Annotated in this window: 16 protein-coding genes, 3 pseudogenes and 1 other annotated feature; of the genes and pseudogenes, 9 read left to right on the top strand and 10 right to left on the bottom strand. The window is 60.8% G+C overall.

Features of this window, described 5'->3' with window-relative positions; genetic code table 11:
- Window positions 1-52 precede the first annotated feature (52 nt).
- Window positions 53-2104: a hybrid sensor histidine kinase/response regulator gene (locus AC3ANX_RS20825; protein ID WP_488337066.1), complete on the bottom strand. Its 2052-nt coding sequence runs from the start codon at window positions 2102-2104 to the stop codon at window positions 53-55.
- A gap of 296 nt (window positions 2105-2400) precedes the next feature.
- Here AC3ANX_RS20825 and AC3ANX_RS20820 point away from each other — a divergent pair.
- From AC3ANX_RS20820 to AC3ANX_RS20810, 3 genes and pseudogenes are all read left to right on the top strand, one after another.
- A pseudogene (locus tag AC3ANX_RS20820) lies at window positions 2401-3383 on the top strand (IS3 family transposase); the annotation flags it as partial.
- Window positions 2685-2801: a sequence feature (AL1L pseudoknot), on the top strand. Its footprint overlaps the pseudogene before it by 117 nt.
- Window positions 3382-4788, top strand: a complete 1407-nt coding sequence (locus AC3ANX_RS20815; protein WP_488337065.1) for an IS30 family transposase — start codon at window positions 3382-3384, stop codon at window positions 4786-4788. The pseudogene AC3ANX_RS20820 and the gene AC3ANX_RS20815, both read left to right, overlap by 2 nt.
- Window positions 4789-4792: 4 nt before the next feature.
- A pseudogene (locus tag AC3ANX_RS20810) lies at window positions 4793-5095 on the top strand (integrase core domain-containing protein); the annotation flags it as partial.
- A gap of 198 nt (window positions 5096-5293) precedes the next feature.
- Here the strand turns inward: AC3ANX_RS20810 and AC3ANX_RS20805 are convergent.
- The 3 genes from AC3ANX_RS20805 to AC3ANX_RS20795 all read right to left on the bottom strand — a co-directional run bounded on the left by AC3ANX_RS20805 (window position 5294) and on the right by AC3ANX_RS20795 (window position 6779).
- Window positions 5294-5650, bottom strand: a complete 357-nt coding sequence (locus AC3ANX_RS20805) for a hypothetical protein (RefSeq protein ID WP_488337064.1) — start codon at window positions 5648-5650, stop codon at window positions 5294-5296.
- 116 nt (window positions 5651-5766) lie between these two features.
- The gene (locus tag AC3ANX_RS20800; RefSeq protein ID WP_488337063.1) at window positions 5767-5955 is read right to left on the bottom strand and encodes a hypothetical protein; all 189 of its coding nucleotides are present in this window, start codon (window positions 5953-5955) and stop codon (window positions 5767-5769) included.
- Between the two features lie 158 nt (window positions 5956-6113).
- Entirely contained in the window at window positions 6114-6779 is a 666-nt protein-coding gene (locus AC3ANX_RS20795; RefSeq protein ID WP_488337131.1) for a recombinase family protein, read from the bottom strand.
- Between the two features lie 270 nt (window positions 6780-7049).
- On the opposite strand from AC3ANX_RS20795, the gene AC3ANX_RS20790 reads away from it, so the two are divergent.
- Both AC3ANX_RS20790 and AC3ANX_RS20785 read left to right on the top strand, forming a co-directional pair.
- Complete coding sequence (locus AC3ANX_RS20790) at window positions 7050-7298, top strand: AbrB/MazE/SpoVT family DNA-binding domain-containing protein (protein WP_488337062.1); 249 nt, start codon at window positions 7050-7052, stop codon at window positions 7296-7298.
- Window positions 7291-7686: a type II toxin-antitoxin system VapC family toxin gene (locus AC3ANX_RS20785; protein ID WP_488337061.1), complete on the top strand. Its 396-nt coding sequence runs from the start codon at window positions 7291-7293 to the stop codon at window positions 7684-7686. Before AC3ANX_RS20790 ends, AC3ANX_RS20785 begins: the two co-directional genes overlap by 8 nt.
- 515 nt (window positions 7687-8201) lie before the next feature.
- Here the strand turns inward: AC3ANX_RS20785 and AC3ANX_RS20780 are convergent.
- A complete protein-coding gene (locus AC3ANX_RS20780) occupies window positions 8202-9602 on the bottom strand; it encodes a glycoside hydrolase family 28 protein (RefSeq protein ID WP_488337060.1) in 1401 nt (466 codons plus the stop codon).
- A 256-nt stretch (window positions 9603-9858) separates the two neighbouring features.
- Here AC3ANX_RS20780 and AC3ANX_RS20775 point away from each other — a divergent pair, with 256 nt between their 5' ends.
- The 4 genes and pseudogenes from AC3ANX_RS20775 to AC3ANX_RS20760 form a co-directional block, all read left to right on the top strand.
- Complete coding sequence (locus AC3ANX_RS20775; RefSeq protein WP_488337059.1) at window positions 9859-12927, top strand: TonB-dependent receptor domain-containing protein; 3069 nt, start codon at window positions 9859-9861, stop codon at window positions 12925-12927.
- Window positions 12928-12985: 58 nt separating this feature from the next.
- Window positions 12986-15019, top strand: coding sequence for a beta-galactosidase (locus AC3ANX_RS20770; protein WP_488337058.1), 2034 nt, complete (start codon window positions 12986-12988; stop codon window positions 15017-15019).
- A gap of 223 nt (window positions 15020-15242) precedes the next feature.
- Window positions 15243-15965 (top strand): FadR/GntR family transcriptional regulator, encoded by a 723-nt coding sequence (locus AC3ANX_RS20765; RefSeq protein ID WP_488337057.1) that lies wholly within the window; start codon window positions 15243-15245, stop codon window positions 15963-15965.
- A 105-nt stretch (window positions 15966-16070) separates the two neighbouring features.
- Window positions 16071-16731, top strand: a pseudogene (locus AC3ANX_RS20760) (transposase); the annotation flags it as partial.
- A 33-nt stretch (window positions 16732-16764) separates the two neighbouring features.
- Here the strand turns inward: AC3ANX_RS20760 and AC3ANX_RS20755 are convergent.
- From AC3ANX_RS20755 to AC3ANX_RS20735, 5 genes are read right to left on the bottom strand one after another with little or no spacing between them, the layout of a single operon-like run.
- Window positions 16765-16932, bottom strand: a complete 168-nt coding sequence (locus AC3ANX_RS20755; RefSeq protein ID WP_488337056.1) for a hypothetical protein — start codon at window positions 16930-16932, stop codon at window positions 16765-16767.
- 56 nt (window positions 16933-16988) lie between these two features.
- Complete coding sequence (locus tag AC3ANX_RS20750; RefSeq protein ID WP_488337055.1) at window positions 16989-18356, bottom strand: ThiF family adenylyltransferase; 1368 nt, start codon at window positions 18354-18356, stop codon at window positions 16989-16991.
- Entirely contained in the window at window positions 18353-18826 is a 474-nt protein-coding gene (locus AC3ANX_RS20745) for a hypothetical protein (protein ID WP_488337054.1), read from the bottom strand. The genes AC3ANX_RS20750 and AC3ANX_RS20745 overlap by 4 nt, the downstream gene beginning before the upstream one ends.
- The gene (locus AC3ANX_RS20740; protein WP_488337053.1) at window positions 18823-19260 is read right to left on the bottom strand and encodes a hypothetical protein; all 438 of its coding nucleotides are present in this window, start codon (window positions 19258-19260) and stop codon (window positions 18823-18825) included. The genes AC3ANX_RS20745 and AC3ANX_RS20740 overlap by 4 nt, the downstream gene beginning before the upstream one ends.
- Window positions 19253-19969 carry a hypothetical protein gene (locus AC3ANX_RS20735; RefSeq protein ID WP_488337052.1) on the bottom strand — a complete coding sequence of 239 codons (717 nt, stop codon included), beginning with the start codon at window positions 19967-19969 and terminating at the stop codon, window positions 19253-19255. Before AC3ANX_RS20735 ends, AC3ANX_RS20740 begins: the two co-directional genes overlap by 8 nt.
- Window positions 19970-20089: the final 120 nt, after the last annotated feature.

The raw sequence follows: 20089 nt of genomic DNA, 5'->3' as shown, positions 1-20089 counted from the left end.
GTTTGGCGAAATTTGAGGCGTGCCCTCGTCGGCCATCAGCATAAGCCGGACCTTATTGTTCGGGTGACGCTTCCGTGAGACCTCGTCGCTTCACCTGCCAGGTTATCGCCTTGCGCAGCACACGAGAAAGCTGATCCAACGAATAGGGCTTGTGCAGCAGTTCGAAGCCATGCTGCCCGTTCTGCGCCAGAACGTGGCTGTAGCCACTGGTCAGGATCACGGGCACGTCAGGGTAGCGCTGGCGGACCTCACCGCCGAGTTCGATACCGCCCATGCCCGGCATCACCACGTCGGAGAACACGACGTGGAAACGCTGGCAATCCTCTTCGAGGAGGGCCAGCGCGCCATGACCATCCGTAGCAAGGACGGTGTCGTACCCCAGTTCCTTGAGTGCGGCGGTGGCGAACTCGCCGACTTGCACGTTGTCCTCGACGACCAGCACGCAAACGCCAGAGCCATCGGCGTTTTCATCCGTCTGCTCGTCCTGTGGCTCATTGCCATCCGGATAGGCGCGCGGAAGATAGAGGGTGAAAGTCGTGCCCTCTCCCGGTGTGCTGTCAACGCGGATATCGCCGCCAGACTGCTTGGCAAAACCGATGACCTGGCTGAGGCCCAGACCCGTCCCCTGACCTACGCTTTTGGTCGTGAAGAACGGCTCGAAGATGCGATCAACATCGCCGGGGACAATGCCGCTGCCCGTGTCAGTGATCGTCACCGCGATGAAGTCGCCGGCGACCGCTGCATGACCGCGGATCGCCGGGATGCCGGATACCGGGCCGGTGGCGATGGTCAGCCGGCCCTCCCCACCCATCGCGTCCCGAGCGTTGATCCCCATGTTGACGATCGCGGTGTCGAACTGGCTGCGGTCCGCGACGATGAAGAACGGCTCCTGCGGCAGGCGCATGTCGAGCGTGATCCGCGATCCGGTCATGGTGCCGATCATCGCGGCGACCTCTTCCAGCGATAGCCCGGCGTCGAACATCTCGGACTTGAGTGCCTGGCGGCGGGCAAAGGCGAGCAATTGACTCGTGAGTTTCGCAGCGCGATCCGCGGTGTCGCCGATCGCGGCGATATAGCGTGCCCGTTTATCATCCGGCAGGTTGTCGCGACGCAGAAGGTCCACTGACCCCCGGATCACGGTCAGCAGATTGTTAAAGTCGTGCGCCACACCGCCGGTGAGCTGACCGATCGCCTCCAGCTTTTGACTTTGACGCAGCTGGTCCTGCGCCTCGGCAAGCGCCACCTCGCTGCGACGTCGATCGGTGATGTCCGTCACGAACTGGTAGGCGCCGACCCGTTGCCCGGCGGCATCGTAGAGGGGCCGGAACGTCACCTCGAACCACGTCCTGGCCAGACCAGGGTTGCCAAACTCCTGAACGAAAGTCACCTCCTCGCCTGATAGCCCGCGTGCCCATCCTTTCTGAACTTCCGCTTGGCAGTCGGGCTGATCGGCGAGCAGATCCAGCATGTTGTCGCCGATGGTAGCGCGAACGCCGTAGACCTGCTGGAACGCGGCTACGTTCGCCGGATTGATCGCAAGGATATTATAGTCGAGGTCGGAGACGAGAATAAGTGTATCAGTGGCGTCGAACACGGTGGCGAGCAGATCGCGTTCTGCCTTGTTGCGGCGTTCGGCGACGACCTTGGCCGTCATGTCGTTGACGACGCCGATCATGCCGTTGACCTGCCCCCGTTCGTCGCGGACCGGACTGTAGGAAAAGCTGAACCAGGTGTCTTCAGGATAGCCGTTGCGGGTCATGACAAGGTGGCGTTCGTCCTGCCATACTGTCTCACCGGCAAGCGTGCGGTCGACGAGCGGTAGGAGGTCCGGCCAAAGCTCGGCCCACACTTCTGCGAATGGACGGCCGAGCGCAGTCGGGTGGCGGGCACCCAGAAAAGGCGCATAAGCGTCGTTATAGAAAAAGGTCAGCTCAGGCCCCCAGGCAACGAACATGCCGTGTCCGTTGTCGAGCATGAGGCTGAGCGTGGTTCGGAGGGACTGGGGCCATTCCTCAGGGGCGCCGACCGGCGACGAAGCCCAATCACGCTTGCGCATGAGCGCGGATAGCTCACCGCCTACCCCCAGAAATTCCAGTCTGCTCATGGTTTACCCGTCACCCTGCCCCCGTTACCTAGCTGTGGGCCGGATGGATGGGGATTACCAGCGACGTGCACGAAAGGTACTGCTGGCGCTAGAGCTCACACGCCACAACGGTGTCGTGCAATCGAGGTGCGGCATGACCGCGTTACGTCATGGACAGACCGACCAGAAACGCCGTGCTTGCCATGCTCTCCGGCCCATCGTCTGGCTGGATCATCCCTCAACTACCGAACGCCCGTGTTTTTACTTTGAACCGCGCCGGGTTTGTCGGAGGCCCCAACTCCTGAGAGGAAGGGGCTATGACGAGCAAGACGACGAACAAGTTCTCGCCTGAGGTACGCGCCCGGGCGGTGCGGATGGTGCTGGCCCACGAGAAGGATCATCCGTCCCGCTGGGCGGCGGTGGTGTCGATCGCGGCGAAGATCGGGTGCGCGGGCCACACGCTGCACGAGTGGGTGAAGAAGGCCGAAGTCGACAGCGGCATGCGCGCCGGCGTGCCGAGCGATGTCGCTGACCGGATGAAGGCGCTTGAACGCGAGAACCGCGAGCTGCGCCAGGCCAACGAGATCCTGCGCAAGGCGTCGGCATATTTTGCGATGGCGGAGCTCGACCGCCCACTGAAGCGATGATCGCCTTCATCGACGTGCATCGGGAGGTTTACGGGGTCGAGCCGATCAGCAGGGTCCTGCCGATTGCCCCGTCAACTTATTACGCGCACGTCGCCCAAAGGGTTGAGCCGACCAGAAGGTCAGCTCGGGCTCGGCGTGATGAGGCGCTCGGGCCGGAGGTGCGCCGCGTGTTCGAGGAGAACTTCCGCGTCTACGGCGTCCGCAAGGTCTGGCGGCAGCTGCGGCGCGAAGGGTTCGACGTCGCCCGCTGCACCGTTGCTCGCCTGATGCGGGCGATGGGTTTACAGGGGGTCATCCGCGGCAAGCCGGCGCGCACCACCGTCAGCGACAGGAGGGCGCCATGCCCGCTTGACCGGGTGAACCGGCAGTTCCGCGCCCCGGCACCGAACATGCTGTGGGTGTCGGACTTCACCTACGTCGCGACCTGGGCGGGGTTCGTCTACATGGCGTTCGTCATCGACACCTACGCCCGCCGGATCGTCGGCTGGCGAGCCAGCCGGAGCGCGCAGGCCGGCTTCGTCCTCGACGCGCTCGAACAGGCGCTGCATGACCGACGACCGATGCGGGGTGGCGGTCTCGTCCACCACTCCGACCGCGGCAGCCAGGGCGGATTCAACCGGTCATCGCAACACCCACAAGAAGGAGGTTGCGATGAAGGCCCACAAGCGTGCTTCGGATCAGTGTACGCGCAGCAAGCTGCGTTCGCCCGGACATCCGCCCGGGTGGCAGCGTGAGAACGTCTGCACTTTCTGGCAAGCGATCTCTTGTGGAAAATCGACCGAAGATGCGGCGATGGATGCGGGCGTTTCCGGGCCCGTTGGCGTCCGCTGGTTTCGGGGAGCAGGAGGGATGCCACCAACTCATGTATCGCCATCAGCGAAGCCGTCGATTGGGCGTTATCTGACATTCCCCGAACGCGAGGATATTGCGATCGAAGTGGCCAAAGGCACCGGGATCAACGCCATCGCCCGCAAGCTTGGACGGTCGCCAAGCACGATCTCGCGCGAGTTAAAGCGCAACGCCGCCACCCGAAGCGGCAGCTTCGATTACAGGGCGAGCACCGCGCAATGGCATGCCGACCGGGCGGCACGGCGGCCAAAGCCGAGCAAGCTGGCGATGAACACGGCGCTGCGCGACTATGTGCAGGAGCGGCTCGCCGGACAGGTCGCCAACCCCGCCGGTGTCGGCTTCAGCGGTCCTGACGTGGTATGGAAGGGGCGCCGTGCTGTTCACCGCCAGAGCCGGCGTTGGTCGTCGGCATGGAGTCCCGAACAGATCGCGCATCGGCTCCGGCTTGATTTTCCCGAGGATCCGACGATGCGTATCAGCCACGAGGCGATCTACCAGTCCCTGTATATCCAGGGTCGCGGGGCATTGCGCCGGGAACTGACCGCCTGTCTCCGCACCGGCCGAGCCCTTCGCCTGCCTCGCGAGCGAGCTCGTCGACGCGGCAAGTCCTTCCTCGCTGAAGCCATCATGATCAGTGAGCGACCTCCCGAGATCGCAGACCGGGCCGTGCCCGGGCATTGGGAAGGCGATCTCATCCTTGGGCTCGGCAGCTCGGCGATCGGGACGCTCGTCGAACGCACCACACGCTTTACGATGTTGCTGCACCTTCCGCGCATGGAAGGCTATCGACCGGGGGAGACCATCAAGAACGGGCCGCCCCTGGCGGGGCACGGCGCCGAAGCGGTACGCGAGGCTATCGCGAAATCGTTGATGAAGCTTCCTGACATATTGCGCCAGTCGCTCACCTGGGATCAAGGCGCTGAAATGGCCCAGCATGCCAGGCTGCACATCGATACCGGGCTGGAGATCTACTTCTGCGATCCGCAGAGTCCGTGGCAACGTGGCACGAACGAAAATACCAATGGCCTGCTGCGTCAGTACTTCCCGAAAGGCACCGACTTGAGCTGGCACACCTCCGCTGAGCTCGATGCCGTCGCGAACGCCGTTAACACGCGGCCGCGCAAAACGCTGGGCTGGAAGACGCCCGCCGAAGCTCTCGACCAACTGCTTGCGGACGTTCATATCGAGGGTGTTGCGACGACCGGTTGAATCCGCCCAGTACGTATCCATTAAGTACACCGAGCGCCTGGCAGAAGCCGGCATCGAGCCGTCAGTCGGCAGCGTTGGCGACAGCTACGACAACGCTTTGGCCGAGACCATCAATGGCCTCTACAAGGCTGAGGTGATCCACCGGCGGGGACCGTGGCGCACCTTCGAGGCAGTCGAGTACGCCACCCTCGAATGGGTCGACTGGTTCAATCATCGCCGGCTGCTCGAACCCATCGGCAACATTCCGCCTGCCGAAGCCGAAGACCAGTTCTATGCTGCCGCGGACATCCTCGATATGGCGGCGTGACTCACATCCAATGGCCTCCGGTAAACCCGGCGCGGTTCAACCCTCGGGGAAACCTCCCCCGTCGATATGGTGATGAGAACTATACAGCCAGCCTGACTGGCCATGATCCTATCTTGTGATTGGCTGCAACGTAGATCGTGCGGCCGCTTCGTACTGCGCCGGGTGATCTGCCCGGTACTCAGCAGTCACCAGGATCGATCACAGGATTCGCCGCATCGCCTTGAGCAGTGCCTCAACCCGGACTGGCGCGACAATCATCACCGCAGTTGCCCTGGCCTGCTCGAACAGACCGTTTCTAAGCTGTCGCCATAGGCCCAAAAGTACTGCTTCAAATTCACCGATCAGCGCATGACAGGGCCGGTTAATCACCAACGATCCAATTGAGCCTCGATGAAGAACCTGCATCGCCAGGTCAAATGGATCAGCTGTACCATGCATCTCGAACTGCGCTGAGGGAGCAAGTGTTATCGCATGCACCCATTTACGGGTCGCATATAGGATACCTGCTTCGAACGCGTCCAGATCCGCAACCGGCCTATCGATATATGCGTACATGCGCTCGCCTTGATGAGAACGAGTCGCAGTAAAGGCCGATGCGCTGATGGCGTCAACCTAGGATTTTGAGAGAGCCCCTCCAAAGTCTGGCGTTAATTAGGCCTGGGGGGAGATGATCAGGCGGCAACCGTCTCGAAGTGACCACACCAGTCGCTTGCCTCGACCTTGGGCCACACACCGGCAGCGTCCCCGCTCGGCTGACTGATCGGCGGGTTGTAGCGGCACAGGCCCAGTTCAGCGGTAGCCTCTGCATCGAAGAACTTGCACTTGGCACAAGCGGCAGCATCTACGGTGGTGAATGGCATGATCGTTCCTGGTCGTTAGCTGTGTTAGATACAATACGGCCCGTTAGACTGTTGGGTTCCGTCCCTCAAACAAGAAACCTTATTGAGATATGTTCTCAAAGGAATACCTATCAATAGTATTGCAACTGATTATCAAAAGTAGTCCAGAGATATCGCCGTTACTCAACACTCGTCTTTGAGCGACGGTCTATATCCAATGATCCAGTAGCTGTTTTTGCACGATGCAACGCCGTCACGCGTTTGACCTGCGCTACGCTGCATCCAGCTAGTTCAGCGGTACGCGCAATGCTCATGCCGGCGTCGCGGAGACCGATGATCCGGCGATGATGGGCGAGGTCCGGTTTGCGACCAGTATAGCGCCCCGCGCGCTTGGCGATTTCAATCCCTTCGCGCTGCCGCTCGCGTCTGGTTTCATAATCGTCACGGGCGGTCTGCAAGGCTACGCGCAGCAGCATGTCCTGCACAGCTTCAAGTACAATGCGCGCAACGCCCGAACTCTCTGCGACGAGATCCGATAGATCGACGATGCCCGGAACCGCCAGCCGAGCCCCCTTCCCTCGGATCGTAGCGACCAGCAGCTCCGCCTCGGGAAGCGGCAAGCGACTGATCCGATCGATCTTTTCCGCGACGACCACTTCGCCAGATTGAAGATCGGCAACCATGCGAAGCAGCTCGGGTCGATCGGCCCGCGCACCTGATGCTTTCTCGCGGTAAACCGCTGCTACATAGAAGCCGGCGGATCGAGCTCCCGCAACGATCGCATCCTGGCGTGCGAGGTCCTGCTCTTCGGTGCTGACACGCAGATATACTCGCGCTGCATGCACTACGCTTTGCTTTTGCTGCTCGCTCATCATACCTCGCTCTTTTGGGTATACCTGTAATAGCCGATCATTACGCGTCTAGCTACAGAGATCTTCAAGCGATCCTGCGTGGCCTAGCTAACCGAGCGGTTCCTTGCGAGCCAGACATGAGACTATGAACGTCGCAACTTATCTTGAGGACGAAATGCCGAGGATCGTACTGTAGCAAGGATGACACCCGAGCTCGAAGCTGGTACCAATGCGCCTCTCGGGTTGGGTTGTAAGGATGAGTGCTTGGAATCGCAGCGGGTCAAAATCGTAGAAGGCGGAAAGTTGGTAATACCAGCCTTGATGCGTCGTGAGCTTGGGATTGGGCCGGGTGATACCGTTATGGTCGATATCGACAATGGTGAGTTGCGGGTGCGATCAATTTCCAAGGCACTTGAACGGGCCCGTGCAATCTTGCGACGACATATTCCAGAGGGTGTTAATCTGGCCGATGAACTGATCACCGACCGGCGTACCGAGGCTGAGCATGAGTAACAAAACCGTACTTGATGCATCGGCTTTGCTCTGCATGCTAAACGATGAGCCGGGCGCTGATCAGGTTACAGCGATACTGCCCCGATCAGTCGTCGGCGCTGCGAACTATGCTGAGGTTGTATCGAAACTGCGTGAACGCGGTCTATCACTGGATGAGGTGAGAGAAGCCTTGGGTGGCTTACATCTCGACGTTCGGCCTTTATCGCAATCGCAGGCAATGCTGATTGGTGACCTGCGCCCTGCGACCCGGCCTCTGGGCCTCTCGCTGGGAGATAGAGCATGTTTGGCTTTAGCGATCGATCTAGAGGCGGAAATCTATACGACGGATGTTGCTTTGACCCAAGTGGAGGTCGCTATCATGGTGACCAACATTCGGGGCGGAGGCTAGACCGCTAGGCATCCTGATGAGCAGGCCGATTCCTTCTCGGAACTCCGTCTAAATACGAAGCTAAAAAAAATTAGTTTTGAGAACGGTTTTCGTGAATCTGAGAGATGGTCGTCGTCTGGATGGCACTGCCTTCACTCTGCCGTGGAATTGGACGCCTCAGATCCAAGGCGCGAATGCCGCCTGATGGCCGTACCGTCAATGGTGTTCACTGCTCGCTTTGCAGCGAGACACTTCGGCGTAGACATCGACGTGATTAAGGAATTTGCCGAGGAGATGACGCCTGAAGACGGCTGCCTCAGCGTCATCGACAGCCTGGACGACGACGCTGAGTCCACCACCGCCTTCACTCGCCGCGGTCTCAACTACCGTGACGAACTCCTCGACCAGCGCCGCTCAGACTTCATGCAGAAAGCTGGCCGGCCCTGCGGCCCTCGCGGATGGATACGCTTGAGACAAATACATTTGGCCCGCTCCCTCTCTTCCTGTCGCCGTTTACCAACGGAGAGGGCTATGCTTTAGGTTTCGGAGAAATTTTCAACGTGGGTCAGTTGCGTCGCCTTCTCCGCAATTTTCGCGACATGTACGTTGTGCAGGCGAATATTACGCACTGGCAGCTCTGGCACGCCTTTGATCTGACACACGAACTGCGCCTCCTGCACGATAACGTTGCTGACGAACAATCCTTCGATCGGCGTCAGTCTGCGCTCGTAAGTCGGCACTAGATCACGCCACTGATACAGTACGTCAGTATCGACCGCGAGCGGGCCGCCCGCAATTTTGGTTGCGCTCACGCCGTCGAGATGAATGTTGCGAACATAGCCACCGCGCCGCTCGTTCGTCTTAACGAACAGGAGATTGTTGATGGAACTCGGACCTGGCGAATCGATATGGTCGAAGTGGCAGTTCTGAACGAACACATTTTCAATGCCCGCCGATATCTCGCTGCCGATCGCCATCAGCTGGTGTCCGTTCTTAACCCGGCAATCGCGCATGATGATGTTTCGTGACGGCACGTTGACGCGCCAGCCGTCATGATCACGGCCCGATTTGACAGAGACGGCGTCGTCACCCTGGTCGAACACACACGCTTCGATCAGCACGTTCTGGCTCATCTCAGGATCGACTCCATCGTTATTGTGACCAAGTGCCTGAATCTTTACCCGGCGGATCACCACATCACGGCACAGGAGCGGATGAATTACCCAGAACGGACTGTCCTGAATGCTTACATCCTCGATGAGCACGTTGCGGCAACGATTAAACTGAATGAAGTGTGGCCGCAGATGCGCATCGCCGACCGTCATTTGACGTTCGGCTACTGGTACCTTGCCCATTGCCATATGGTACAACGCGACGAGCGCATCGAGATGCGCCTTCGGTCGAGCATACCAGATTCGCCAAATATCGAGTTTTGCTTGCAGCCGGCCCTCGCCCGTTATTGCGACGTTGTCGCAATTAAATGCGTAAATAAGCGGAGAGTAATTGAAGCACTCGACTCCTTCCCAGCTCGTCTGCACCGGCGGCAGATAATGTTCAGGCTTTTCCGAAAACAGTAACGTCGCACCACGCGATACGTGAAGATTGACGTTGCTCTTGAGATGCACCGCCCCAGTTAGCCAGGTGCCAGGTGGAACGACAACGATCCCTGCTCCCGCGATATGCGCAGCAGTTATCGCTTGGGTGATTGCGGCTGTGGTTCTCCCCACGTCGTTCGGTACTGCGCCGAACTCGGTGATCGGGAAGCGACGGGCCCCCGGAAATTCGGGAACAGCGATTGCGGGCATGTCGAACGGAGCACGCGCGTGGACTTTACGACTTGACGCTAGGGCGACCAGTGGACTGCCGGCCCAGATCAGCGGCAGCCCCGCAGCGAAGCGCAACGCCTTGCGCCGTGATAGTGCATCTGGGTCCCGCACAGCCTTCTCTCCCTGCATTGCGCATCAGCGGCGCCGGGCTGCGTGCATGGTGCCCGTGTTGCCCTTTATACCTGCGGCTCGCCAAATGGCAGGTCAAGCGCCAAATAACATGTTTATATTATTAAACGCACGTTTATTGCCACCGCTGGCACAATGGAATAGAATGCAAACTGCACGCTTAATGAAGCGGCACTGTGTCGTACCGAGGATAGGGATGACAATAAGAGGCGCCATGCGCCGCACGAAAGGGAGAGAGATGGGTTTCGGCAAACTTTTCATGACGTCCAGCCTGATCGCGATTGCGTGGGGCATCGCTCCAGCGGCGGCGCAGAGTCAGACAGCGGATCAGCAGACGGCAACAACTTCGGAGCAATCCTCTGAGCGGGAGCAGGCACCAGCGTCAGCCGCGGACATCGTCGTCACCGGCTCTCGCATCGCTCGCAAAGGCTTCGACGCCTCCACACCGGTTGCCGTGTCTACAGCACAGGATATCAAGCTTTCGGGTCAGGTCAACGTCGAGCGGGCGTTGCTTGAATTGCCGCAGGTCGTGGCGAGCGCTGGCGCCTTCAACAATGCCGTGAACGGTACCGGCGGCGGTTACGCCGACATCAACCTGCGTGGTTTCGGCTCCAATCGGAACCTCGTGCTGGTCAACGGCCGTCGTTATGCGATCATCAATGCATCGCAGATCACCGATATCAACACCATTCCCGCCGCGCTGATCGAACGCACTGAGGTCGTAACCGGGGGCTCATCAGCCGTTTATGGTTCGGACGCGATCACCGGCGTCGTAAACTTCGTGCTCAAGCAAAACTTTGACGGTCTTGAGGGACGCTATCAGGTCAACTTGATACCGCACACCGCGACCCCGACCTACAATTTCGATCTTACCCTCGGAAAGAATTTTGCGGGCGGGCGCGGCAACATCGCCGTTGCGATCAACTATCTCGATCGCAAGGGCAATCTGCGCGATCAGTATGATTGGTCGCGTTACAGCTACACACTCGGCGAGGGCTGCATCGCCAAGGGCTCAGGTAGCGCGACGCGTCCGGGCACCCCCCTGGCGCCGGGGGCCGGACAGAGCTGCGATCAGGCCGGGGGTATGATCGGTTACGTCTTCAGCGGCAGTGCGGATGTGCCCAATAGCCGAGTCTTTGGCGTCCCAGCCTATGGAAGCAGCCCGACGCTCGACGCCGCGTACCGTGCGGCCGGCCTGACCGGCGTCGGTGCCAACGGCTTTACATTCGACGACAGCGGTTCGACCGCGCGCAATTACCTCGGCAATCAAGATTCTTACAATCTTACTCCGCCAAACAGCCTGCAATCGCCGCAACGGCGCTACATGGCGAACGCGTTCGGTCACTTCGATTTTTCAGAGGCCGCCACGCTGTATGCCGAGGGTCATTATAGCCACAACACGGTCTCCGGCCAAATCGCGCCGGCCAACTACAACGCGCCTACGCTCATCAACGTCAACAATCCATACCTGAGCCCGCAGATCCAGACGGTGCTGCGGCTGCTCGACGCGGCGGAAACCGGGCCGCGCACGATCGTACAAGGCAGCACGCCCTTCACGACGACGCCCAACGACGGACTCGCCGTAGTAAGTATCGGGCGCCGCTACACTGATCTCGGCAACCGGCAGAGCATCAACGATCGCGACGTGTATCGTGGTGCGATCGGCGTGCGTGGCGCGATTGGAAACGTCTCCGACCATTTACTCACCGATCTCAAATACGACGCATATTATACCTACTCGCACGCCGCCGAGGACATTCGCGTCGTTAACGGCGTGTCGAAGAGCAAGCTTCAGCAAGATCTCCTCTCGGTGGGGGGCGCCGCGCCGCTTTGCAACGCATTCGGCCAAAATCTGAGTGACGCCTGTCTGGCCTCGATCGCGGTCAGCGCGGTTGCGCATACCCGTGCAACGCTTCAGGTCGCGCAGGCAAGCGTGACCGGCAATGTCGTGCCGCTACCGGCTGGTCCGCTCGGCTTCTCGCTCGGTGTCGAGTGGCGCAAGACGAGCGCTCAGTTCATTCCGGACGCCGGCCTCGCCACCAACGACGTCGCGGGCTATACCGCCGGCCAGGCGACCAGCGGGAGCGTTACCGCGAAGGAGTTGTTCGGCGAAATCCGCGCCCCGCTCATTCACAACACCCCGTTCATCGACTCGCTCGTCCTCAACGCGGGCTTCCGTGGTTCGAACTACTCCCTCAGCGGCATCGGCACGGTGTGGACCTATTTCTACGGAGCCGACTGGCGGGTGAACCGTAGTCTGAGCTTCCGCGGGCAGTACCAGCGCGCGATTCGCGCGCCAAGCGTGGGCGAACTGTACGGCGGCTTGACCAGCATCACCGCCACCCTGATCGATCCTTGTTCAAGCCGCGCGGCAACTGCGCAGCAGACTGCCAACGTGCGCGCGCTGTGCATTGCGACTGGCGTGCCAAATGCCACTGTTTTCACTCAGTCAGTGCAGCCTGCCGCATTCATCTATGCTCAAGGCGGCGGCAATCCGAATCTTGCAGCGGAAAAGGCGGACACCTATACTGCTGGTCTCGTCTTTAGTCCCACTTTCATCCCGCGATTTAGCGCAAGCGTCGACTATTTCGACATCAAGGTCGAAGGTGCAATCTCCACACTTGGCGGTAGCCCGCAGAACGTTTTCAACCTCTGCTACTACATCATTCAAAATGCGAGCAGCCCGTATTGCCGGGCCATTCAGCGCAGTAGCGTCACCGGCGAGATCCTCGATTCAAACCCTGCACAATTCCTAAATGCCAATACAGGCGGACTGCGAACGCGCGGCATCGACTTGGCGCTAAGCTATCGTCTGCCACTCAGCACCGGGTTTGGTCTTGCATCGACCAGCTCGCTCGATCTGCGGAGCAATTACACCTACCTTCTCGCCTATACGTCTCAGCCGGTGCAGGATCTGCCTGTCACCAATCAGTGCGTCGGCGCGTTTGGTCCGACCTGCGGAGATCCGAAATCCATAGTGCGCGGATCATCGCGACTGACGTGGAACGTGGGGAACTTTAGCTTGAGTGTGCGGCATCGTTATATCGGACCCGTGACGAGCGATCGTTACCTTATCCCACTGCGGCAAGGCTCTTCATCAACGCCGGCCCTTTCAACAATCGCATCTCCAAAGATTGGCGCTCAGAACTATTTCGATCTTTCGTTCAGCGTCGACGTCGCCAAGCAGATGCAATTCTACGGCGGTGCCAACAACGTTTTCAATCGCGATATGCCAAGCACATATGGCGTCGGAACCTATGATCCGATCGGGACCGAACTCTTTCTCGGCGTTTCGGTAAAGTACTAAACGGGCGCGGACGAGCGCGACGTGCCGCGTTCATCCGCACCGACGAAAGGGATCTGACATGGACGCAGTGAGTCGCCGCACGATTTTGAAATCGGCCGGGGCGAGTTTGGCGGGCGCGCTGTCGCCAACTGCGCTGCGGGCCGCTTCTGCATCGGCTACCGACGCGCCACGGCTCGGCGTATGCTACTACCCAGAACAGTGGCCGGAAAGCCGCTGGCAGACCGATGCCGCCAGCATGGCGGCGCGGGGGATTAGTCGGGTCCGCATCGCCGAATTTGCCTGGACGCTAATGGAGCCAAGGCGCGGTCAGTACAATTGGGCTTGGCTCGACCGCGTCGTCGCGACGCTTGGCACAGCCGGGCTCGGCATCATCCTCGGAACGCCCACTGCCACGCCACCGGCATGGATGATCGATGAACTGCCTGAAATACTGCCGGTCGGCCCGGATGGCCGGGTCAAAGGGTTAGGGTCGCGTCGCTACTATACCTTTTCCAGTGTGCGCTACCGACAAGAGAGCGCACGCATCGCGCAGGCGCTCGCGCAGCGCTACGGAAAGCATCCCTCAATCGTCGGATGGCAGATCGACAATGAATATGGCTGTCATGACACCACGTTATCTTACGGCCCACTAGATCTTTCTGGCTTTCGGGCGTGGCTAAAGGCGAAGTACGGCAGCGTCGAGCGCCTGAACGCTGCTTGGGGTGCGGTCGTCTGGTCACAGCAGGTTGCCGACTTCGAGGAGGTCGGCCTTCCAATCGCCACGCCGACCGACCCTTCTCCCGACAAGCTGCTTGATTTTCGACGCTACGCCAGCGAGCAGATCCTGCTGTTTCATCAGGCGCAGGTCGATGCGATCCGCCCGTTATCTCCGGGGCGGGCGATAACGACTAATTTTATGGGCAATTTCACCGAATTCGACCAGTTTCAAATCGGCGACACCCTCGATTTTTCCTCGTGGGACAGCTACCCTCTCGGTGTCGCCGCCGGCCGCGAAACGCCACAATGGGATCGGACTGGTGCGCCCGATATCACCGGTTGGAACCACGACATGATGCGCGCGATCAACCCCGCGCCATTCTGGGTCATGGAGCAGCAGCCCGGGCCAGTGAATTGGGCGCGCTATAACCCAATGCCGTTTCCAGGCATGGTGCGGCTATGGACATGGGAGGCATTTGCCCATGGTGCCGCGACAGTAAGCTACTTCCGCTGGCGTCAAGGGCTGGTCGGTCCCGAGCAGATGCACGCCGGGCTCAACCTACCTAACGGCACGATCTCTCCAGGGGGACGCGAGGCTGCACTTGTAGCCGAGGAAATCGCAAAGCTTGGTCCCCTGCCCGCCACAACACGCGGCGACGTCGCGCTGGTGTTCGATTACGAGACCGTATGGATGACCGCAATTCAGCCAAATGGCGCCGATCAGGACCACCTTGCGCAGGCGCAAGGCTGGTACGGCGGGCTAAGAGCGCTCGGACTTAACGTCGATATTGTACGGCCTGACGCCAGATTGGACGGCTATCGACTGGTGGTAATTCCCTCCGTACGCGTGATCCGCGAGTCCCTCGTCCAGCGGCTTGCAGCGTTTCGTGGTACTGCCGTCATAGGGCCGCGTAGCGGTGCCAAGACTGAAGATTTCGCTGTCCCCGACAATCTGCCACCTGGCCCGCTGCAAAAGCTGTTGCCGGTGCAGGTGTCTCAGGTCGGTACACTGCGCATGGGCACCAGCTATCCTGTCTTGGGTGGTGGTATCTCAGGCGCAGCGACAGGTTGGCGCGAATTGCTAAACAGCACATTAAAACCTGTTGCTAGTTATGAGGACGACGGCGGCGCGGCAGTGGTTTCAAACGATCGCATCTGGTACGTCGGCTGCACGGGCGACGGCCCCTTCAACCGATCCTTGATGAAAGCCGCAGCCCGTCGCGCTGGGATTGCGCCGCTCGATCTTCCCGACACTGTACGCCTGCGCCGCAGGGGTACACTTCAGTTCGCCTTCAATTATGGGCCGACAGCTTGGACCGCACCCGCTTCGGCAGGCCCCTTCGTATTAGGTGGCCGGGCGATAGCGCCACACGATCTAGCAGCTTGGTGGCTTTGATGCGCGCGGTAGGCCCCGTTTGCAAGCGCAACTCAGCCTGGCGCGGGAGCCAGCTTGTGCACCTTTGCGGGAGCGACGTTCGCTATATAAGCTTGTTCCACGGACTCGGATGTCTCGCGGCAATCAACTTAGTGTTCGGGTGGTGAATGCCCATTTCTGTCTTGAACCCGTACGTTCACGTGTATTGATGGCCAACATGTTTTGATGAGTGACTGGGCATGCGATGGATGACCTGACGGGTAGCGCGGTCTTCCCCGATCTCGGCCGGAACCTAACCTATGGATTACTGGAGGCTCTAGGACGCGCGATTGTGACCGGGGCTTACGAGGATAAGCCGTTCCTGACCGAAGCGGAACTCGCCAAACAGCACGGCGTCAGCCGCTCAGTCACGCGCGAGGCGGTCAAGATGCTGACGGCCAAGGGGCTAGTGAGCGCTCGACCAAGGCAGGGGACAGTTGTACAGCCAACGATGCGCTGGAACCTGTTCGACACTGACGTTCTGCGCTGGCTGTTAGAGCGAAAGTTCTCGCTCGAATTGCTAAAGCACTTCAACGAACTTCGGATCGCGATAGAGCCAGAGGCTGCCGCGCTTGCCGCGCATCATGGCACTGCCGAACAGCACGCGAGCATTCGTGCCGGGCTCACCCGCATGGAGGCGGCCGAATGCGGCTCGGACGATGTGCTTGAAAGCGACATTGCGTTTCACGTTGCCGTATTGCAGGCTTCAAACAACCCGTTTTACGTGCAGTTTCGTGATGTCGTAGAAACTGCGCTACGCACCTCAATCCGCTTCACTAATCGTGTAAAAGGGCGTACCGCCAGCGTTGTTGATCATGCGACGGTATACGAAGCAATCCTGATCCGGGACGCTTCGTGGGCGCGCCGTGGCATGCGCCGCATTATAGGAGACGTAATCGATCTGATCGAGCACGCCGACACTCCGTAATGCGGAGGCAAGTTCGTGTATACGCTGACCAACGGAGAACAGCTGGGCAGCCCCAATAACCCTGGCATTATTCGACAGAAGATGCCTCACTGCTCCTGGCGGCAGATGCGTCAGGCGGGATTGTTCGGGTTATCGGATCAGCTAAGCGCCTGTCGGATTGCGGCGACCCGCTTGAGATAATGGTCCGAGTGGTGAACTCCGAAGTATTCCGCCCGGCGCTGGAGAAGGCGCTAGCCTGCGGCAATGGTGCGAAGGGTGGCCGGCCACCCTAAGATCCGGTGGCAATGTTCAAAGTGCTGATTCTGGCGGCGCAGAACACTGTCAGCGACGCGCGCATGGAGTTCCTGATCCGCGATCGGCTGAGTTGGTTGCGGTTCCTAGGCTTCGAACTGGGCGCGATCACGCCTGACCAGAACACGATCCGGATGTTCCGCGAGAAGCTGACCCGGGCCGGTGCCATCGATACGCTGTTCGCCGCCTTCGACCTTCAACTGCGGGAGCGCGGATACCTGCCCATGGGGGGACAGATTGTGGATGCTACGCTAGCGGCAGCGCCCAAGCAGCGCAACACCGCAGCCGAGAAGGAAGCGTCAAGGCGGGCAAGAGCGCCGCCGGAATCTGGCCCGATCAGCCCGCAAAGACGGCGCAGAAGGACATCGATGCGCGCTCGACGCTCAAATTCGCCAAGGGTCGACCGCTGCCCGACGGCAAGCCGGGGATTGACATCGCCATCCCCAGCTTTGGGTATAAGAGCAGCATCGTGATCTGCGTATCCATCCGCCGAGGGCCGCGTGACCGGTCAGCTTTCTGTCGTGAAGTCTGAGCGGCGCTGGTCGAGGAGTTCGTCGAGGTAGTCGAGACCGCGGCGAGTGAAGGCGGTGGTGGACTCCGCGTCGTCGTCCAGGCTGTCGATGACGCTGAGGCAGCCGTCTTCGGGCGCCATCTCCTCGGCAAGTTCCTGAATCACGTCGATGTCTACGTCGAGGTGTCTCGCACGTTAGCTGCAGTCAACGACTCGACTCCTCACGCCGCGTCCGGCATGTCCCTCCACAGCTGGTCGGCGATGGCCAAGAAGTGCGGGATCGAGCAGAATTCGCAATCCACCGTGCGGGGGCGACTGCTGCGGAGCTTCCCGATGGGCGAACCCCATGGATCGACCTGCCAATAGTTGGTGTCGGCCACGGCGGCCTGGACGCGCAGCATCTCGACCACCAGCAGGCCGCCGGCCAAAGCACTGACGAAGGCGAAGGGGGCGAGCACCTGCTTGCCCTCCGCAGACTTCAGCGCCTGCTCGGCACACAGCTGCTTGAATAGGCTGTCATAGGCCATGCCCTCGATTGCCGCTGGCTGGATTCCCGCGTTGGCGGCGGCGATCAGTGCCGCCGCATCGACGGAAATGAGACTTTCCCTAACCATGTCCAGACTGATTCCAAGCCCGTCGGCGATGGCCCTTTCCCGTGCATGCTCGTCGAGAACGTGGCGATAGATGCACGACAGGCATGCCTCCTCTGTTGGCTGGCGATGAGAATGGACGACGACCGCCCGAATGTCGGTGGTCGAGGCGTCGAACACTCGTCCGGGAACCTCCGCCTGGATCGCGCGACGCACGCGGCGGCTGTCGACGGTGACGATCGCAGTGCGCTGGGGCCCGTTCTGCTTCACATATTCATGGAAATCCCAATCGTGATGGGTGAGGGCGACCTCCGGAAAATCAGATTCGGCGTTGTTGGCCAGGGCTTCCGCCTTGGGGCGCCCGACGTCCGCCTCGGTGAAATAGAGGCACCGGTTCGGGTTGCCTCCGCCGACGGCCTTGGGATCGACGATCGGCAGCGTACCCCGGGCGTCGACGTGACGCAGCGCCCGCAGGAAAGCGTTACCGACGGCGCCCGCGCCGATCAGCACCGCGCCGTCAAAGTCGATAGACATGTTCAGGGCCTCGCGCGGGATGCCGAGCTGGTCGAACGATACGGTGATCGGAAGGCTGACCTTCGGAAGTTCCTCAGCGCCGATCGCCAGAGACAGAGCAGCCGCCGCCGCCGGACACGCCGCGATCGCCGCGAAGAGCGGGTGCGGCTCGGAGGACGCCGTCTTGGACGGCTCGAGGCCTATCACCGCCTTCGAGGCGTCAATCCTCGCGTACACCCGCTTGGCGTTCGAACGCGGCGCAGCATCGCCGACGACGAGTTCGACCTTCACGCCGTCCGCCGGATCGTGGGTCACGGCCATGGTTCGATCGAGAAGATCGCAGATCTCCCCGGCCCAGTCGGCGCAGGAAGCGCGCTCCTCCACCGTGACCAAGATGCTGCCTTCCAGACGGACCGATGCGGCATCCTCGTCGATGCCGAGCGCCGACGCGAGCATCCGCGCATTCTCCTGCCTGGCGGTGATCATCGCCCTACTCCGATGCACCCGTCGGGTCCGCCCGTCGGTACGCGAACCCATTGGTTTTCGCCCGAAAGGCGATAGCTGGCGGCCTGCTCCGCGAAGTTCGCCGACGTCGTGCTGCGAGCGAACTCCGGCAGCACTAGCGAAAGCGCGCCGACATGGCGGACGATCGCCCATTCGTCGTCGGCCTCCGAATGGAATGCACGACCGGGATGGCTATGGACCTGCGCAAGTATCTTCAGACGTGCGCCGCGCAGATGGTTCATCAGGGCGCGCAGGCTCGCAGGCGGCAATTTAAAGTAGTCGATGTCGGTGATCTGATCGGGCTCGTAGACCTCCGTAACCGGCATAGGTTCGCGGATGGCGGAGACAGGCCCCAGCCAGAGGACGACGCGTTCCTCGGAACGCGCGCCGCCCGCACGCAGGATGTCGATGGTTCGTGCGAGCGTGTCGGTGGTGCAGCTTAGCGCGGTCATCCTACTGCCTTCTTCCATGACCGGTAGATCTGGGTGACAATGCCGATGAGGTCGTTGCCCGACGTGCCGCGATAGTTCGACCACAATTCGGTAAGGTGGCTTTCATGGGTATGGTATTCTCGCACCCCACGCATACACACGAATAGACGCCCGGTTACCGGATGTGGGTACGGATGAAAGATGCCGCCCAGGCACGGCGGCGCCGCATCCACCTGCGTGCCGTCGGCACGCAGGAGCTGGATGCTGGGCGGCATCTCGTTCCACTGCTCGCATTCCAGCCGCAGGCGCAGCGCCGCCGCGGTCGGATGGTGGAAGATTACGTCGAAGACGGGGTACTGCGCCGACACGATCTCCCAACCCCAGCGACGCACGGCAGCGACGTCGAGGCGGCTTACGTCCGCCTCGAACGCCGCCCGCGAGATCAGTTCAAGCATTGCCGCCGCCACCTTCGCGCGGCATCCAGTCGAGTTCGACGGTACCGGTCAGGCCCGCCTGCCCGAAGGTGAGCGAGGCGTTGATGTCGTTGCCTGCGACGCTGACGACCCAACCCGACGTGTCTGCAAGGTCGAGCTTCCGCGCCGCCTTCTCCAGCACGGAGGATATCGTCTCATCGCTCTTGACGCGCAGACCGCCTTCGGCCGGGAACACGCCGCTGAGCGTCATGACCGTCACCAGCAGCTTGTCGGCACCGTGATGCTTGCGCGAGACGACGTGCTCGACGCCCTTCGGGCCGAACGCGATGGCGCTGCCCGGCCGGAGAACCACGTCCGGTTCGTCCTTCCGCTCCAGAACCCAGTCCTGCCCCTCGGGGGCCGGCCAGATACGGTTGAACTCGTCCGTCTCGATCTGATCCGTGGGCCAGATCTGCCCGATCTCGTTCACGGTGAAAGCGTAGGCCTCGTCGGACAGGGCGGCACGCAGCTGACCATGAGGATGATCGGCAAGGACGATCTTAGCGTCCGTTGTCATATGGGTGGTGCGTCCGTTCTCGATCATGACGGCCTGATGCTCGCTGGCCGGGGTCAGCCCGGCGGCATTGAGCGCCTCGCGCACCCTGATGATGGCGTCGTCGAATTTGATGAGTTCGCCGTTGACGGGGAACTCGTCGGCGGCGCGATCGCGCCTTGGGTCGAAGATGGTCATTGTGTCTTTTGCTCCAGTGCAATGCCGGCCAGCTCGCCGGGACTCTTGACGATCGGATCATCTGGACTAAAGTGTCGGAAGAGTCTCGATCTGGACAACGTATGTATTGGGACCTATTTA

This window comes from Sphingomonas sp. BRN-1R, assembly GCF_057748035.1.
The sequence above is the reverse complement of the archived record's forward strand: the minus strand, read 5'-3'. Positions and strand labels throughout refer to the sequence as shown.

Bases quoted from the DNA above. Each gene is read 5' to 3' on its own strand.
- AC3ANX_RS20750 (WP_488337055.1), bottom strand. From the start codon at position 18,356: ATGATCACCGCCAGGCAGGAGAATGCGCGGATGCTCGCGTCGGCGCTC.
- AC3ANX_RS20745 (WP_488337054.1), bottom strand. From the start codon at position 18,826: ATGACCGCGCTAAGCTGCACCACCGACACGCTCGCACGAACCATCGAC.
- AC3ANX_RS20785 (WP_488337061.1), top strand. From the start codon at position 7,291: ATGAGTAACAAAACCGTACTTGATGCATCGGCTTTGCTCTGCATGCTA.
- AC3ANX_RS20800 (WP_488337063.1), bottom strand. From the start codon at position 5,955: ATGCCATTCACCACCGTAGATGCTGCCGCTTGTGCCAAGTGCAAGTTC.
- AC3ANX_RS20770 (WP_488337058.1), top strand. From the start codon at position 12,986: ATGGACGCAGTGAGTCGCCGCACGATTTTGAAATCGGCCGGGGCGAGT.
- AC3ANX_RS20775 (WP_488337059.1), top strand. From the start codon at position 9,859: ATGGGTTTCGGCAAACTTTTCATGACGTCCAGCCTGATCGCGATTGCG.
- AC3ANX_RS20805 (WP_488337064.1), bottom strand. From the start codon at position 5,650: ATGTACGCATATATCGATAGGCCGGTTGCGGATCTGGACGCGTTCGAA.
- AC3ANX_RS20825 (WP_488337066.1), bottom strand. From the start codon at position 2,104: ATGAGCAGACTGGAATTTCTGGGGGTAGGCGGTGAGCTATCCGCGCTC.
- AC3ANX_RS20740 (WP_488337053.1), bottom strand. From the start codon at position 19,260: ATGCTTGAACTGATCTCGCGGGCGGCGTTCGAGGCGGACGTAAGCCGC.
- AC3ANX_RS20815 (WP_488337065.1), top strand. From the start codon at position 3,382: ATGAAGGCCCACAAGCGTGCTTCGGATCAGTGTACGCGCAGCAAGCTG.
- AC3ANX_RS20765 (WP_488337057.1), top strand. From the start codon at position 15,243: ATGGATGACCTGACGGGTAGCGCGGTCTTCCCCGATCTCGGCCGGAAC.
- AC3ANX_RS20735 (WP_488337052.1), bottom strand. From the start codon at position 19,969: ATGACCATCTTCGACCCAAGGCGCGATCGCGCCGCCGACGAGTTCCCC.